Origin of the sequence: Herbaspirillum lusitanum (assembly GCF_026127345.1) — a bacterium.
In the GTDB taxonomy this organism is placed as follows: domain Bacteria; phylum Pseudomonadota; class Gammaproteobacteria; order Burkholderiales; family Burkholderiaceae_D; genus Herbaspirillum; species Herbaspirillum lusitanum.
On sequence record NZ_QXFG01000008.1, the window covers coordinates 602,628 to 616,103 of the forward strand.

Genomic DNA, 13,476 nt, shown 5'->3' on the forward strand with positions numbered 1-13,476 from the left:
CCAGTTGAAATTTGTCATGAGCACTGCATACACGCATCGCCTGGCGCGTCCGCAAGACCTGGACGCCATCGTCGCCATCTACAACAGCACCGTCGCATCGCGCCAGGTCACCGCCGATACCGAGCCCGTTTCCGTGGCCTCGCGCCAGGCCTGGTTTGACGAACACACCGCCGACAAGCGTCCGCTGTGGGTCGCCGAACGCGACGGCGAGGTCATCGGCTGGTTGTCGTATTCCAATTTCTACGGCCGCCCGGCCTATGCCGGCACCGCCGAACTGTCGGTCTACCTGCACGAAAAGGCGCGCGGCCAGGGCCTCGGTCGCTATTTCCTCGAGCAGGCGATTGCCTTCGCACCGTCAATCAAGGTGCATACGCTGCTGGGGTTCGTGTTCGGCCATAACGAGCCGAGCCTGAAGTTGTTCGAGGCGTTTTCCTTCGAACGCTGGGCCAACATGCCGCGCGTGGCGACGCTCGACGGCGTGGAGCGGGATCTGGTGATTTTGGGAAAGCGGGTGGCTTGATACTCCGTGGGGATCGCCGGAGTCGTTCTGTTCCGGGAATGAAAAAGGGAAGCCGAGGCTTCCCTTTTTGTTTGTCGGAGATTATTGCGCTCAGAAATCGATCGAGGCCGAGGTGATGAAGGTACGTGGTGCGTTTTGCACCAGATAACCGAGAGCAGAAGATCCGCCCGCTGATTCCCAGTAGTTGCGGTTTGCCAGGTTCTGGATGCCGCCACGCAAGGTTACAGCCTTGCCGCCGATGTCGGTCACGTAGCGTGCGCCCACATCCAGGCGGGTCCATGCAGGAATCCCCTGAGCGTTGGCTGAATCGACATACTGTTTGGACGTGTAGATCACGCGACCGCTGACCGCCAGACCTTGTACGCCCGGGACATCCCAGTCGGCACCGACGTTAGCCATCGTTTTTGCAGAGCCGATGGCATCCTTGCCGTCATAGGCGCCATTTTGGGTACGTTTTTGCTTGGCATCCAGCAAGGTCAGGCCGGCGAGCAAATGCAAACCGCGAACTGGTTCACCGAAGGCGCCGATTTCCACGCCTTGGTTTTCTTGCTTGCCGCTGGTGGTGTAGGTCGGGTTGGCGGTAGGGCCAACCGTGATGACGTTTGGCTTCTCGATATTGAATAACGCCACAGTCAGACCGATTTTTCCTGCATCATATTTAACGCCAACTTCTTTTTGCTTCGATTTGTACGGTGCCAGCAGGGCACCAAAGTTGGTGGCGGTTGTATCCGATACCTTCGTGCCCGGTTGCAGACCTTCGATGTAATTGCTGTACAACGACACTTCCTTGGTCAATTTGAAGACAATGCCGGCAACTGGCGTGACTGTACCGTTATTGTAATAATTGTTTTGCAGATGGGTGTTGTAGTCGTAACCGATCGTTTTGAGGCGCTGATAGCGTCCGCCCAGCGTCAATTGCAGACGCTCGTCCAGGACCGACAGCGTATCAGCCAACGCGATGCTGGACAGTTGCGTCTTGGTCGTGGTTTCCGGGCTGGCGAGACTACCTCCGAAGAAGTTGAGTGCCGGTTGCGCCGAGCTGCTTGGCGAATACAGATTGCCGGTAGTCGCTACGTTCGTCGACATCGCGTAGGCATTGCGCGAATCCTGCCAATAGCTGGAGGCGGATGCGCTTACCGAATGTTTTACACCGCCGGTGGCAAACTTGCCGCGGATACCGACTTCGCCGGTCCAGACATAGTCTTCACGTGAATTGTCGAAGCGGTTGGAAGTAAAGTTGCCATTGGTGGCGTTCACGTTCGGCGTGGCCAGACTGTTGTTCTCCGTGCCCTGGCGCATTCCCAGTGCGAACCACGACGTTACATCTTGCGCCAGATCCCATTCGCCGCGCACGGTGCCAAACAGATCGCGCTCGTTTGAGTAAAACCATTTCTGACCGTAGTTCGAGGAAGCGCTTGGCACCGATGGCACATAACCGGCCGGGGCGGTCGCAATGCGCACGCTGGGACGGGTTGAGGTCAGGTTGTACTCCTGCAAACCGAGATCGGCCGACAGGCGGAAGCTGTTGCCCCGGTAATCGACGCCGATGGTCGCCATGTTCAGTTCGCGGTTTTCATTGTCGATGGCAGTGCCGCCGGCGCGGCGCACAGCATTCAGGCGCAGACCCAGGCGGTCGTCCGGACCAAAGCGGCGACCAATGTCGGCTGCTACATAAGTCTGGCCACCCGATTCGACGCCTGCGGTAACTTGTGTGGTCGGCTCGGACGACGCACGCTTGGGCAGCAGGTTGATCGTGCCGCCAATGGCGTTGCCGCCAGGCGTGGCGCCATTCAGGAAGGCGCTGGCGCCACGGAACACTTCGACGCGCTCGAGCATTTCAGCCGCTACATATTGGCGTGGCAGCAGGCCGTACAAACCGTTATAGGCCAGATCATCCGAGTTGGTGATGAAACCCCGGATCATGTATGACTCCTGATAGTTGCCATAGCCGCGTGTAACGCGGATGGTCGGGTCATTCAGGAGTACATCGCCGACGCCCTTGGCTTGCTGGTCTTTGATCAGTTGTCCGGTATAGGCGATGCTGTTGAAAGGTGTTTCCAGGAAATCCTTGTTGCCGAGGAAGCCCACGCGTCCGCCACGCGCTACCTGACCGCCCGGATACGCTTCCGGCAGTCCGCTCGCCGAGGCATCGGCCGAGGCGTTGACGGTGATCGACGGCAGCGCTTGGTCCGGCTTGGCGGTATCCGTTTGCTGGGCGCCGGCCGGCAGTGAATAGGTCAGGGGAGCGAGGAAAGCGAACGCCAATGCGGCGGCGACTGGGGTAGGGCGGTAGTACATAAGGTCCTTTGGAGCGACGGTCGGTTTTGCTGCCCAAGCTACTGAGCGTATTGATATGAATAAGTGTGACAATTATAATTGCGAATAGTTATCGTTTGTATTCTTGCTTTTAAAGTTTTGACCTGGCTGTTGTAATTTTTCATCTTTCTATCGGAAAAACATTTCCTATTTCACGCGCCTCCTTGCAGCTCCCGTCAACCGATGTCGGGGATATTTGCGTACGCCGGGTAGCGTGAGCGTGACGCCGGGCGGCATATAATCGCTCCATGCCGATACTTTCCCTTTCCCGCCCTTTGTCGCAGCATCAGTTGCTGCTGCGCCTCTTCTGGATGCGCTGCGTGACGACGCTGGCGCAGGGTTTGCTCGTGGCCTCAGCCATCTACGGCATGGGGTTGAGCCTCCCGCTCGCGCCCTTGTGCACCGTGCTTGGAGTGATGCTGGCGTTCAACGGCCTGACGTGGTTGCGTATGCGCCTGCCGCAGCCGGTGCGCGAGCCGGAGTTGTTCTTCCAGCTCTGCATTGATGTCAGCGCTTTGTCGGCCTTGTTGTATTTCACCGGCGGCGCGACCAATCCTTTCGTTTCCTTTTATCTGCCGGCGCTGGCGGTGGCCGCGGCGGTGTTGCCGTCCGCTTATGCATTCGGCCTGGCGCTGTATTCGCTGGCCTGCTATTCGGCACTCACGTATCTGTACCAGCCGCTGCACATTCACGACCACGATCAGGCCACGGCGTATCACCTGGCCGGGATGTGGGTCAATTTCGTGATGTCGGCGGCATTGATCACCTGGTTCGTGACGCGCATGTCGGCCACGGTGAGGTCGCGCGATGCCCAGCTGGCGCAGGCGCGCGAGCAACAGTTGCAGGATGAGCGCATCGTGGCGCTCGGCACGCAGGCAGCCAGCGCCGCGCATGAAATGAGCACGCCGCTGGCGACCGTGGCGGTGATCGCGGGCGAGCTGCGCATCGAGGCCGGACGCAACAATGCGCTGACCATGTATCGCGACGATCTGGCCGTGGTCGAAGAACAGATCGCCGTGTGCAAGACGGCGCTTGATCGCATGGGCATGGACGTGCAGGTGCGGCAAACTGACGCGGTTGCACCGGTCCGGCTGAGCGACTGGCTGCGGCATTTCGTCGACGCCTGGCGTCTGCGTCATCCGGCGATCTCGATTCGCTTGACCTTGCCGCAAGGTGCGCCGGACCTGCTTGACATGGCGCCTGCACGCGATCAGCAACTGATCGGGCAGATTGTGCAGACCTTGCTCGATAACGCTGCCCAGGCAGTGGCAGAAAACGGTAAAGTCGATGTGGTGCTGAGTCTGAAAAAAGATACTGTCGCAAGCGCAGTCATGAATTCAGCTATCATTCGCGTCGCCGACGACGGTCCCGGCATCGCGCCCGAATTGCTGAAGCGGCTCGGTTACGAACCGGTGCGCAGCAGCACCGGCGGCAAGGGGATCGGTCTGATGCTGGCATTCGCCACGGCGCGTCAGATGGGCGGAAAGCTGACGCTTGCCGCCGCAGCTGGAACCTCGGCTGGCACCTCGGCTGGAACTGCCGCCGGCACGGCAGGGCGGGGCGCTTGCGCGACGCTGGTCTTGCCGTTGATCGCCCCCAACCGCCTTCTTGCCAACCAGAAAAAAACATGAGTGCAGCTTTCCTGATCCTCGACGACAACGACGTGTTCGCCTCCACGCTGGCGCGCTCGTTGTCGCGCCGCGGATTTTCTGCGATCGTTGCACACAGCGGAGAAGACGCGCTCAAGGCCGCCGCCACGACCGATTTCGCCTACGCCACCATCGACCTGCAATTGCAGCAGGATTCGGGTTTGCAATGGATCGCGCCGCTGCGTGAAAAACTGCCGCATGCACGTCTGCTGGTCTTGACCGGCTATGCCAGCATCGCCACCACGGTGCAGGCGATCAAGGCCGGCGCCGATAATTATCTGGCCAAGCCGGCCAATCTCGATTCCATCCTGTCGGCGCTCGAGCATAGCGCCAACGATGCTTCCACCGATCTCGACCACACCGACGCCGCCGCGCCGCTGTCGGTCGAACGCCTCGAGTGGGAGCACATCCAGCGCGTGCTGGTTGAAAATCAGGGCAATATCTCCTCCACGGCGCGCGCACTCAACATGCATCGCCGCACCCTGCAGCGCAAGCTGGCAAAACGCCCCGTGGCCAAGTAGCGGCACCGTTTTGCGATAGCGCGCAAGCCGCCACCGTCACGCGCAAGCTCGCTGTCATCCACGCGCTGCGACAATCTGTCGCATTCCCAAGCCGCACCTGAGTCTCTAGCATGGCCCCCTTTAATCGATGGGGGAAACCATAGTGAGGAAGTTTTTCAGGCAGATGCTGGCATTGCCGCCGCGACATGCGATCGCCATCGCCGCGCTCGGTTTGTGCAGCGGCGCAAGCGTCGCCGCAAGCGATGTGCTTGAGCCTATCGAAGTGCGCGGCACACGCGACGAACCCAACGAAAAACTTCCGCTCGACCAGCGTGCCTCCACCGCCAGCCGTCTTGGCCTGAGCGTGCGCGACACCCCCGGCAGCATCAGCATCATCGACCGCGCCGCCATCGAGGCGCGCGGCGCCGGCGACACGCAGCAGATCCTGCGCGGAATTCCCGGCGTGACCGCTTCGGCTCCGCCGGGACAAGCCGGGTTTGTTTCCTATCGAGGCTTTTCGGCATCGCAGATCACGCAATTGTTCAATGGCATCACGGTGCAATATGACTCTATTTCGGCGCGGCCCATCGACAGCTGGATCTACGATCGCGTCGAAGCCGTCGGCGGCGCCTCCGGCTTTGTGCATGGCGCCGGTGCGGTAGGCGGCGCGATCAACTACATCACCAAGCAAGCCAATCGCGACGGCGACCTGGCCCAGCTATACGGCAGCTATGGATCGAATAATTCATCCGTCATGGCAGCCGGTCTCAATCGCAAGCTGGGCGCCGCCGACGGGCAGGGCGTCACCAACTATCTCCGGATTGACCTCAGCCGCAGCGGCAGCGACGGCTATGTCGACGGCGAGAGGCGCCGCGCGCTGACCGGCGCCTTGTCGCTGCTGACCGACATCACGCCGCAGCTCTCGCACACGCTCGCCTACGAATATCAGCAGGAACACGTTGATCGTCCTTACTGGGGCACGCCGCTGCTGAATCCGACTACCGGAACAGGTCGGATCGACCCGGCCACGCGCTTCAAGAACTACAACGCCAACGACGGCGTGTACGAACAAACGGTTGAGTGGTTCCGCTCCATCGTCGACTACCGTTTGTCCGATCAGACCTCGTTCAAAAATACTTTTTATCACTATGACGCCTTACGCGACTACCGCAATGTCGAGGTCTACCGTTACAACGCGGCCAACACGCAAGTGGTGCGCTCATCGGCCTTCCTGCAGCGTCATGACCAGGAGCTGACGGGCAATCGATTTGAATGGCAGCATCGCGGCCGGCTTGGTGCGCTCGAGTCGGAGTGGGTGGGCGGCGTCGACTACAGCGTCAATCGGATGACGCGTTTTCCGCGCACGGTGGCCGGTCCGGTCAGCAGCGTCAATCCGCTCAATTTCAGCACCGAGGCTTTCTTTTCGATTCCCGGGATGACGTCCGACTTTGTTCCGGACCGCAGCAATCGCGTCACGACCATCGCGGCCTTCCTTGAAAACCGCACCCGGCTATTGCCGTCCCTGGCGCTGGTGACCGGTTTGCGTCATGACCGCATTGAGCTCGAGGTGGAAAACCAGCGTACCGCCAGCGTCACCGATCCGGCCTATTTCAAGAACACCTATCGCCCGACCACCGCGCGTGCCGGGCTGGTATGGGACATCACGCCGAGCGCCAACCTGTTCGTGCAATACAGCACCGCCGCCGATCCGCCGGCCGGCGTGCTGACCACCGCCAACTTCAGCCAGGTCAGGAATTTCGACTTGACCACCGGCGACCAGGTCGAGGCCGGCAGCAAATTCGACTTCTGGGACGGCCGCGGCAACGCGACGATTTCGGCTTACGCCATCACGCGCAAGAACCTGGCCGTGACCGATTCGACCAATCCCAACGTCACCGTGCCGGTCGGCCAGCAGTCGTCACGCGGCGTCGAACTGGCGTTCGGCGTACGTCCGGTAAAGAACTTGCGCCTGCAAGGCAATCTGTCGCTGGTGCGCGCGCAGTACGACAACTTTACCGAAAGCGTCGGCGGCGTCGCGGTCTCGCGCGCCGGCAACCGTCCCACTAACACACCGGCGCGGGTGGCCAATCTGTGGCTGGACTACGCCTTCCTGCCCGACTGGAACGCCGGCATCGAGGCGCGTGCCGTGTCGTCGGTGTACGGCAATACCGCCAACACCGTGAGCGCACCGGGTTATGCGATCTTCGGCGCCAGCCTCAGCCGCAAGCTGAACAAGGCGACCGTCACCGCGCGCGTCAAGAATCTGACCGACAAGGTCTACGCCGACAACATCACCAGCACGCCGATGTTCTATCTCGGTGCGCCGCGTACGTTTGAAGTCGCCGTGCTGGCGAATTTCTGAACATGCAGCGCGCCAAACGCTGGCTGTTCCTGATCCATCGCTGGCTCGGCATCGTCGCCTGCCTGTTCATGCTGCTGTGGTTCGTCAGCGGCGTGGTGATGATGTACGTCGGCTATCCCAAGCTGACCCAGTCGGAGCGGCTGGCGCGCCTGCCGGATCTTGATGCCGCCCGATGCTGCATCGCGGTCGGCGAGGCGGCGCGCGTATTACCTGCCGAAGCAAGGCCGTCTTCCATTGTGCTGACCAGCGTGGCGGGACGGCCGCAATATCAATTCGGCATCGGCAAAAAGATCATCGCGGTCGATGCGCTCAGCGGTGCGGCCGTCACCGATGTCGATGTCAAGGACGCTCTGGCGGCGGCGCAGGTTTTCATGCCGGGCGCCACGCCGAGGTATCTGGACCGTATTGATGAAGACACCTGGACGCACACGCGCGGACTCGACCTGCACCGGCCGCTGCACCGCGTACAGATGGAAGATCCGGAGCAGACTTTGCTCTACGTTTCCAGCGTCACCGGCGAAGTCGTGCGCAAGGCGACGCATACCGAACGCGTGTGGAACTATGCCGGCGCCTGGTTGCATTGGCTGTATGCATTTCGTGGCGGTCCGCTCGACGCCGCATGGAGTCACATCGTCATTTATTTATCGCTGGCGGGCGTGCTGGTCGCCGTCAGCGGCAGCGTGATCGGCATCTGGCGCTGGCGGTTCCGGGGGCGTTTCCGCTCCGGTGCGAAGACGCCATACCGTGAACCGGTGATGCGCTGGCATCATCTGATCGGACTGGCGTTTGCCGGCATTACGCTGACCTGGGTGTTCAGCGGCTTGATGTCGATGAATCCGTGGGGACTGTTCAAGGGCGGCGGCGTGGAATTGAACCGGCGCGCATACGCCGGCGGTACGCTCGATCCGGCGGCGTGGCCGCTCGGCAGCGGCGACGCATTGCGGCTATTGCCGCCGTCATGGCAGGCGCGCGAATTGCGCTGGCACATGCTGGACGGCAAGCCTTACCTGATCGCCGTCAATGGCGCCGGCCGCACGCGCGTGATCGACGCTGCCGAACGCCGCGTCGACGAAGGAATACCTGAGGCGCAACTGATGCGTGCGGCCGCGAAGCTGGTCGATGCGCCGCTGGCCGGCAGCGAGTTGCTGCAGCGCGAGGATGCGTACTACTACAGCCGCGAAGCGCACACCATGATGGGCGGCATGCGCCATCCCTTGCCGGTGCTGCGCCTGCGCTATGCCGATGCGGCGCAGACCTGGGTGCACATCGATCCGGCCACGGGCGTGGTGCTCGGCAAACTGGACGGCACGCAACGTGTCAAGCGCTGGCTGTTCGCCTTCCTGCACAGCTGGGATTTGCCGGTGCTGCTGTCGAGCCGGCCGTTGTGGGACATTGCGCTGATTCTGCTGAGCCTGGGCGGACTGGCCTTGAGCCTGACCGGCGTGGTGATCGGAGTGCGGCGCCTGCGGCATTGACCTGCGTGCGAGCAGTGCCTGGAAAGGCCGGCAGCGGGGCGATGGCGTAAAATAGCGGCCATCATGTATATCGACTCCCATTGCCATATCAATTTTCCCGAACTCGTCGCGCGCCTGCCGGATATCCTCGGCAAGATGGACGAGAACCGCGTCAGCCATGCCTTGTGCGTCTCGGTGAATCTCCCCGAGTTTCCGCAAGTGCTGGCGCTGGCGGAACAGTATCCGCACATCTACGCCTCGGTCGGTGTGCATCCCGACTATGAAGACACGCCGGAGCCGAGCGTCGAGCAATTGGTTGAGCTTGCCGACAACCCGCGTATCGTCGCCATCGGTGAAACCGGCCTCGACTATTACCGCCTGCAAGGCGATCTCGAATGGCAGCGCGAGCGTTTCCGCACGCACATCCGGGCCTCGCGCATCACCGGCAAGCCGCTGATCATCCACACCCGTTCAGCCTCGGAAGACACTATCCGCATCATGCGCGAAGAGGGCGCCAATCCCGAAGCAGGCGGCGCTGCCGGCGTCATGCATTGCTTCACCGAATCGCAGGAAGTGGCGGATGCGGCGATCGAACTTGGCTTCTATATTTCCTTTTCGGGCATCGTCACGTTCAAGAGCGCCAAGGCCTTGCAGGAAGTGGCGCGCACGATTCCGCTGGAACGCATGTTGATCGAAACCGATTCGCCTTACCTGGCGCCGGTGCCGTATCGCGGCAAGACCAACGAGCCGGGCCTGGTGCGGCACGTGGCGGAGTTCATCGCCGACTTGCGCGGCATCCCGGTGGACGAAGTGGCGCGCCACACCACCGAGAATTTCTTCACGCTGTTCAAGATGGCCAAATGAGGATCGTCCGCATGCCGAATCGCCGTTTCTTTTCCATTCATGCCGCAGTGCTGGCGCTAAGTGCGCTGTCCATGCTGGCACCACCCGCCGTCCATGCCGGCACCTACGACGACTATTTCATCGCAGTCAAGATGGATGCGCCGCGCGAGTTGCAGGATCTGATCAAGCGCGGCCTCGGACCCAACATGGTCGAACCGCAGCGCGGCTATTCGGCGCTCATGCTGGCTATCCGCGAAGATTCGATGAAGGCCTTCAATGTGCTCTTCAATACGCCCGGCATCGATCTCGAAGCCAAGGCCAAGAACGGCGACACGGCCTTGATGGTGGCCGCCTTCTACGGCAAGACAGACGTCGTCAAGCTGTTGCTGGACAAGGAAGTCGAAGTCAATCGTCCCGGCTGGACCGCGCTGCATTACGCCGCCATCAACGGCCGGCCCGAGACCATCAAGCTGCTGCTGGACGCGTCGGCCTACATCGACGCCGAATCCCCCGACGACAAGATGACGCCGCTGATGCTGGCGGCAGTGCGCGGCCGGACCGCGGCGGTGCATCTGCTGAAGGAAGAGGGCGCCGACGTCACGTTGAAGAACGCCGATGGCATGACCGCGCTGGATCTGGCGCGCCATTTCGACCAGAAGGAAACCGTGGAAGAACTGACCGGCAAGCATACGCCCTGGTCGCAGCAAAAGCCGGAATAAGTCTTCGCGGCGACAGTCGTTCCTCATCATGAAAAATCCCGGCGACGCTTGCGCGAGCCGGGATTTTCGTTTGATGCGCCGGAGTGAAAGATCAGCGACGAATCAGGATTTGCGGGCCGACATCCTTGATGTCCTTGGTGCCGGTCAGGGCCATGCTGACGTCGAGTTCCTTGTGCAGGATTTGCAGCATCTTCGTCACGCCTTCACCACCCATGGCGCCCAGGCTGTACAGGAAGGCGCGGCCGATCATGGTGCCCTTGGCGCCCAGTGCAGTGGCCTTGAGGATGTCCTGGCCGCTGCGGATGCCGCCATCGAACCAGACTTCGATCTGGTCGCCGACCGCTTCGGCAATCGCCGGCAGCGCTTCGATCGACGACATCGCGCCATCCAGCTGGCGACCGCCATGGTTGCTCACGACCAGCGCATCGGCGCCGGTTTGCGCGGCCAGTTTGGCGTCTTCGACGTCGAGGATGCCCTTGAGGATCAGCTTGCCGCCCCATTGTTCCTTGATCCAGGCGACGTCGTCCCAGTTCAGGGTCGGATCGAACTGGCTGGCGGTCCACTGGCTCAGCGTCTGGATGCCGCTACCGCCGCCGGTGATGTGGCCGGCCAGGTTGCCGAAGGTCTTGCGACCGGTCAGCGCACGCAGCGCCCAGGCCGGCTTGCTGGCCAGGTCCATCAGCGTATCGAGGGTCAGCTTGGGCGGCACCGACATGCCGTTCTTGAGATCCTTGTGGCGCTGGCCGAGGATCTGCAGGTCCAGCGTGAGCACCAGCGCCGAGCACTTGGCCGCCTTCGCGCGATCGATCATCGACTTGACGAAACCGCGGTCGCGCATCACGTACAACTGGAACCAGAACGGCTTGGTCGTCACGCTGGCGACGTCTTCAATCGAGCAGATGCTCATGGTCGACAGCGTGAAGGGGATGCCGAATTTTTCCGCTGCAATCGCGCCCAGCATTTCGCCGTTGGCCCATTGCATGCCGGTCAGGCCGGTCGGGGCGATCGCCACCGGCATGGCGACGTCATGGCCGATCATGGTGGTGCGGGTGGAGCGCTGGTCGACGTTGATCGCCACGCGCTGGCGCAGCTTCAGCGCAGCCAGGTCGTCGGTGTTGGCGCGATAGGTGCTCTCGGTATAGGAGCCACTGTCCGCGTAGTCGTAAAACGCCTTGGGAACCCGTTTCTTTGCGAGCACGCGCAAGTCTTCAACACAGGTGATCACGGGCATGGTTCTTCTCCAAAATAGGTTAAATCTATCAAATTTGACCGTATCGTAGATCAAACCAGCACGTCATGGGGTGAATCCCTTTGACCGAAAGATGAAAAGTTTCGCTGAATAAAATTCGTGCAGGCGTAAAGAGCTCAGGCGAGCTCAGGCAAACAGCGCCGCCGCAGCAACCCCGCTGCGCACGGCGGCTTCCAGCGTTGCCGGATAGTCGCCGGCAACATAGTCGCCGGCCAGCGCCAAGCCGGCGGGCATGCCGCTATTGTCCGGCCGCAGCAGGCCGGGCGTGCAGGAAAACGTCGCGCGTTTTTCCGAGATGACTTTGGTCCACAGCGGCGTCTGTAGCTGCGGGTCGGCCAGTTGGCGCGCCAGTTGCACGGCGACGCCTGCGGCCATTGCGGCATGCCCCGCGGCGATGGCGTCGGCGGCGGCGCTGACCACGACCGCCAGCAAGCCGGCATCGGCAGGAGCAGCAGTGCTGTTGAGCTGGCCGCGATCAAAGACGAATTGTCCCCAGGCAGCCAGGCCGGCATCGTCGGTCAGCGCGAAGAACGGTTGTTGCAGCCGCACGTGCGCCGGATATTGCAGATAGCAGGTGGTGATCGGTTCGTAGGCCAACGCGCGCAGCGTAGCTGTGTCGTATAGGCCCTCGAGCAGATCGGCGGCGGCTTCCGGCGCGGTGGCAATGACCACGCCATCGCATGATTGCGGGTCGGCGCCTTGTTTGAACGCGATATTCCATCTGCCTTCCGCTGCGTTGAGGGACGCAACGGCCTGGCCGCAGGTAACGCTGCCGCCGTGGCTTTCCACGAAAGCGGCCGCCTGCTGCGGAAACAGCGCCGTCAGATCGGTGCGCGGAATCAGCATGTCGGAGGCGGCGCGGCGTGCACCGAGGCTGTCGCGCAACACGTTCAGGAATACCTGCGCCGAAGCGCGCTGCGGCGGCGTGTTGAGCGCAGCGATGCACAGCGGCGTCCACATCAGGCGATTCAGGCGATCGGTCTGGTCGAAGCGCTCCAACAGTTCAGTGACGGAACAATCGTCATGCAATTGCCAGCCCATCCAGCGCGCCGTGGTCGAAAAGCGCGCCAGCGCCAGCTTGTCCTCGCGCGTCAGGCCGGTGGCGCGGAACAATGCCACCAGCATGTGCCACGGCGCAGGCAGGCGCGGCGTGACAAAATCCATGCCGTCGGCGCCGGCCGGATAGCGCATCTGCAGCGGCAGACGCAGCATCGCGCGCCCGGCGTCGATGCCGACGGTTTTCATGAGGGAGAGCGTGGAGCGGTAAGCGCCGAGCAGGATGTGCTGGCCGTTGTCGAGCGTGCGGCCGTCGATGTCTACGCGGCGGGCGCGGCCGCCGAGGGTGCGGGCGGCTTCGAACAGGCTGACGCGTTTGCCTGCCTGGGCGAGGGTGACGGCGGCGGCGCATCCGGCCCAGCCGCCGCCGATGACGGCGATGTGATCACTGCTTTTCTTGTCAGGGAATGTTCCCATTCTTGATCCGGTCCGGTAATTCGCGCTGCTGTACTTCTTCCCATGCCGTTACCTGGCCGGCGGAAGACACGTACAGCCGCAGGTAGGTGTCGAGCGACAACTGCTTGGTCGCCGTGAAGGTCAGCGTCTTCTGAGCACCGCCTTCGCCCACGGCCGGCAACCTGTATTCATAGTATTGCCTGACGTAGGCGCCTGGCAGGATCTTCTTGCCGGGGTCGATCACGTAGACATAGAACTCGTCCTTGCCGACGCGCTTGAGCAATTCGTTGAAGCCCGGGCTCATCAATACGCAGGCGGCAAAGGCGATGCCGGCGAGCAGCGATAGTACGTAAATGCGTTTCATGCTTCGGTCCGTCAATTTCGGAAAGTGAATTGACGTCCCCACCGCGCT

Annotated in this window: 11 protein-coding genes; 7 read left to right on the forward strand and 4 right to left on the reverse strand. The window is 61.9% G+C overall.

All coding sequences use genetic code 11. The features are described from left to right. Nucleotides 1–16 precede the first annotated feature (16 nt). Entirely contained in the window at nucleotides 17–520 is a 504-nt protein-coding gene (locus DXT88_RS11225) for a GNAT family N-acetyltransferase (RefSeq protein WP_016832591.1), read from the forward strand. A 90-nt stretch (nucleotides 521–610) separates the two neighbouring features. Here the strand turns inward: DXT88_RS11225 and DXT88_RS11230 are convergent, their stop codons facing one another. Then, nucleotides 611–2,818, reverse strand: coding sequence for a TonB-dependent receptor (locus tag DXT88_RS11230; RefSeq protein WP_265213424.1), 2,208 nt, complete (start codon nucleotides 2,816–2,818; stop codon nucleotides 611–613). 266 nt (nucleotides 2,819–3,084) lie between these two features. On the opposite strand from DXT88_RS11230, the gene DXT88_RS11235 reads away from it, so the two are divergent. The 6 genes from DXT88_RS11235 to DXT88_RS11260 all read left to right on the forward strand — a co-directional run bounded on the left by DXT88_RS11235 (nucleotide 3,085) and on the right by DXT88_RS11260 (nucleotide 10,363). Further along, nucleotides 3,085–4,467 carry an ATP-binding protein gene (locus tag DXT88_RS11235; RefSeq protein ID WP_265213425.1) on the forward strand — a complete coding sequence of 461 codons (1,383 nt, stop codon included), beginning with the start codon at nucleotides 3,085–3,087 and terminating at the stop codon, nucleotides 4,465–4,467. Continuing rightward, entirely contained in the window at nucleotides 4,464–5,006 is a 543-nt protein-coding gene (locus DXT88_RS11240) for a response regulator transcription factor (RefSeq protein ID WP_265213427.1), read from the forward strand. Before DXT88_RS11235 ends, DXT88_RS11240 begins: the two co-directional genes overlap by 4 nt. Before the next feature lie 163 nt (nucleotides 5,007–5,169). Next, the gene (locus DXT88_RS11245) at nucleotides 5,170–7,347 is read left to right on the forward strand and encodes a TonB-dependent receptor (protein ID WP_265213429.1); all 2,178 of its coding nucleotides are present in this window, start codon (nucleotides 5,170–5,172) and stop codon (nucleotides 7,345–7,347) included. A 2-nt stretch (nucleotides 7,348–7,349) separates the two neighbouring features. Continuing rightward, entirely contained in the window at nucleotides 7,350–8,822 is a 1,473-nt protein-coding gene (locus DXT88_RS11250) for a PepSY domain-containing protein (RefSeq protein ID WP_265213431.1), read from the forward strand. A gap of 63 nt (nucleotides 8,823–8,885) precedes the next feature. After that, a complete protein-coding gene (locus DXT88_RS11255; protein ID WP_265213433.1) occupies nucleotides 8,886–9,665 on the forward strand; it encodes a TatD family hydrolase in 780 nt (259 codons plus the stop codon). An 11-nt stretch (nucleotides 9,666–9,676) separates the two neighbouring features. Then, on the forward strand, nucleotides 9,677–10,363 hold the full coding sequence (locus tag DXT88_RS11260; protein ID WP_016832585.1) for an ankyrin repeat domain-containing protein: 687 nt from the start codon (nucleotides 9,677–9,679) through the stop codon (nucleotides 10,361–10,363). Between the two features lie 91 nt (nucleotides 10,364–10,454). Here the strand turns inward: DXT88_RS11260 and DXT88_RS11265 are convergent, their stop codons facing one another. The 3 genes from DXT88_RS11265 to DXT88_RS11275 all read right to left on the reverse strand — a co-directional run bounded on the left by DXT88_RS11265 (nucleotide 10,455) and on the right by DXT88_RS11275 (nucleotide 13,428). Continuing rightward, nucleotides 10,455–11,594 carry an alpha-hydroxy acid oxidase gene (locus tag DXT88_RS11265; protein ID WP_016832584.1) on the reverse strand — a complete coding sequence of 380 codons (1,140 nt, stop codon included), beginning with the start codon at nucleotides 11,592–11,594 and terminating at the stop codon, nucleotides 10,455–10,457. 144 nt (nucleotides 11,595–11,738) lie between these two features. Beyond that, the gene (gene hpnE / locus DXT88_RS11270; RefSeq protein WP_265213436.1) at nucleotides 11,739–13,085 is read right to left on the reverse strand and encodes a hydroxysqualene dehydroxylase HpnE; all 1,347 of its coding nucleotides are present in this window, start codon (nucleotides 13,083–13,085) and stop codon (nucleotides 11,739–11,741) included. Further along, a complete protein-coding gene (locus DXT88_RS11275; protein WP_265213438.1) occupies nucleotides 13,069–13,428 on the reverse strand; it encodes a YxeA family protein in 360 nt (119 codons plus the stop codon). The genes hpnE and DXT88_RS11275 overlap by 17 nt, the downstream gene beginning before the upstream one ends. Between the last annotated feature and the right edge of the window lie 48 nt (nucleotides 13,429–13,476).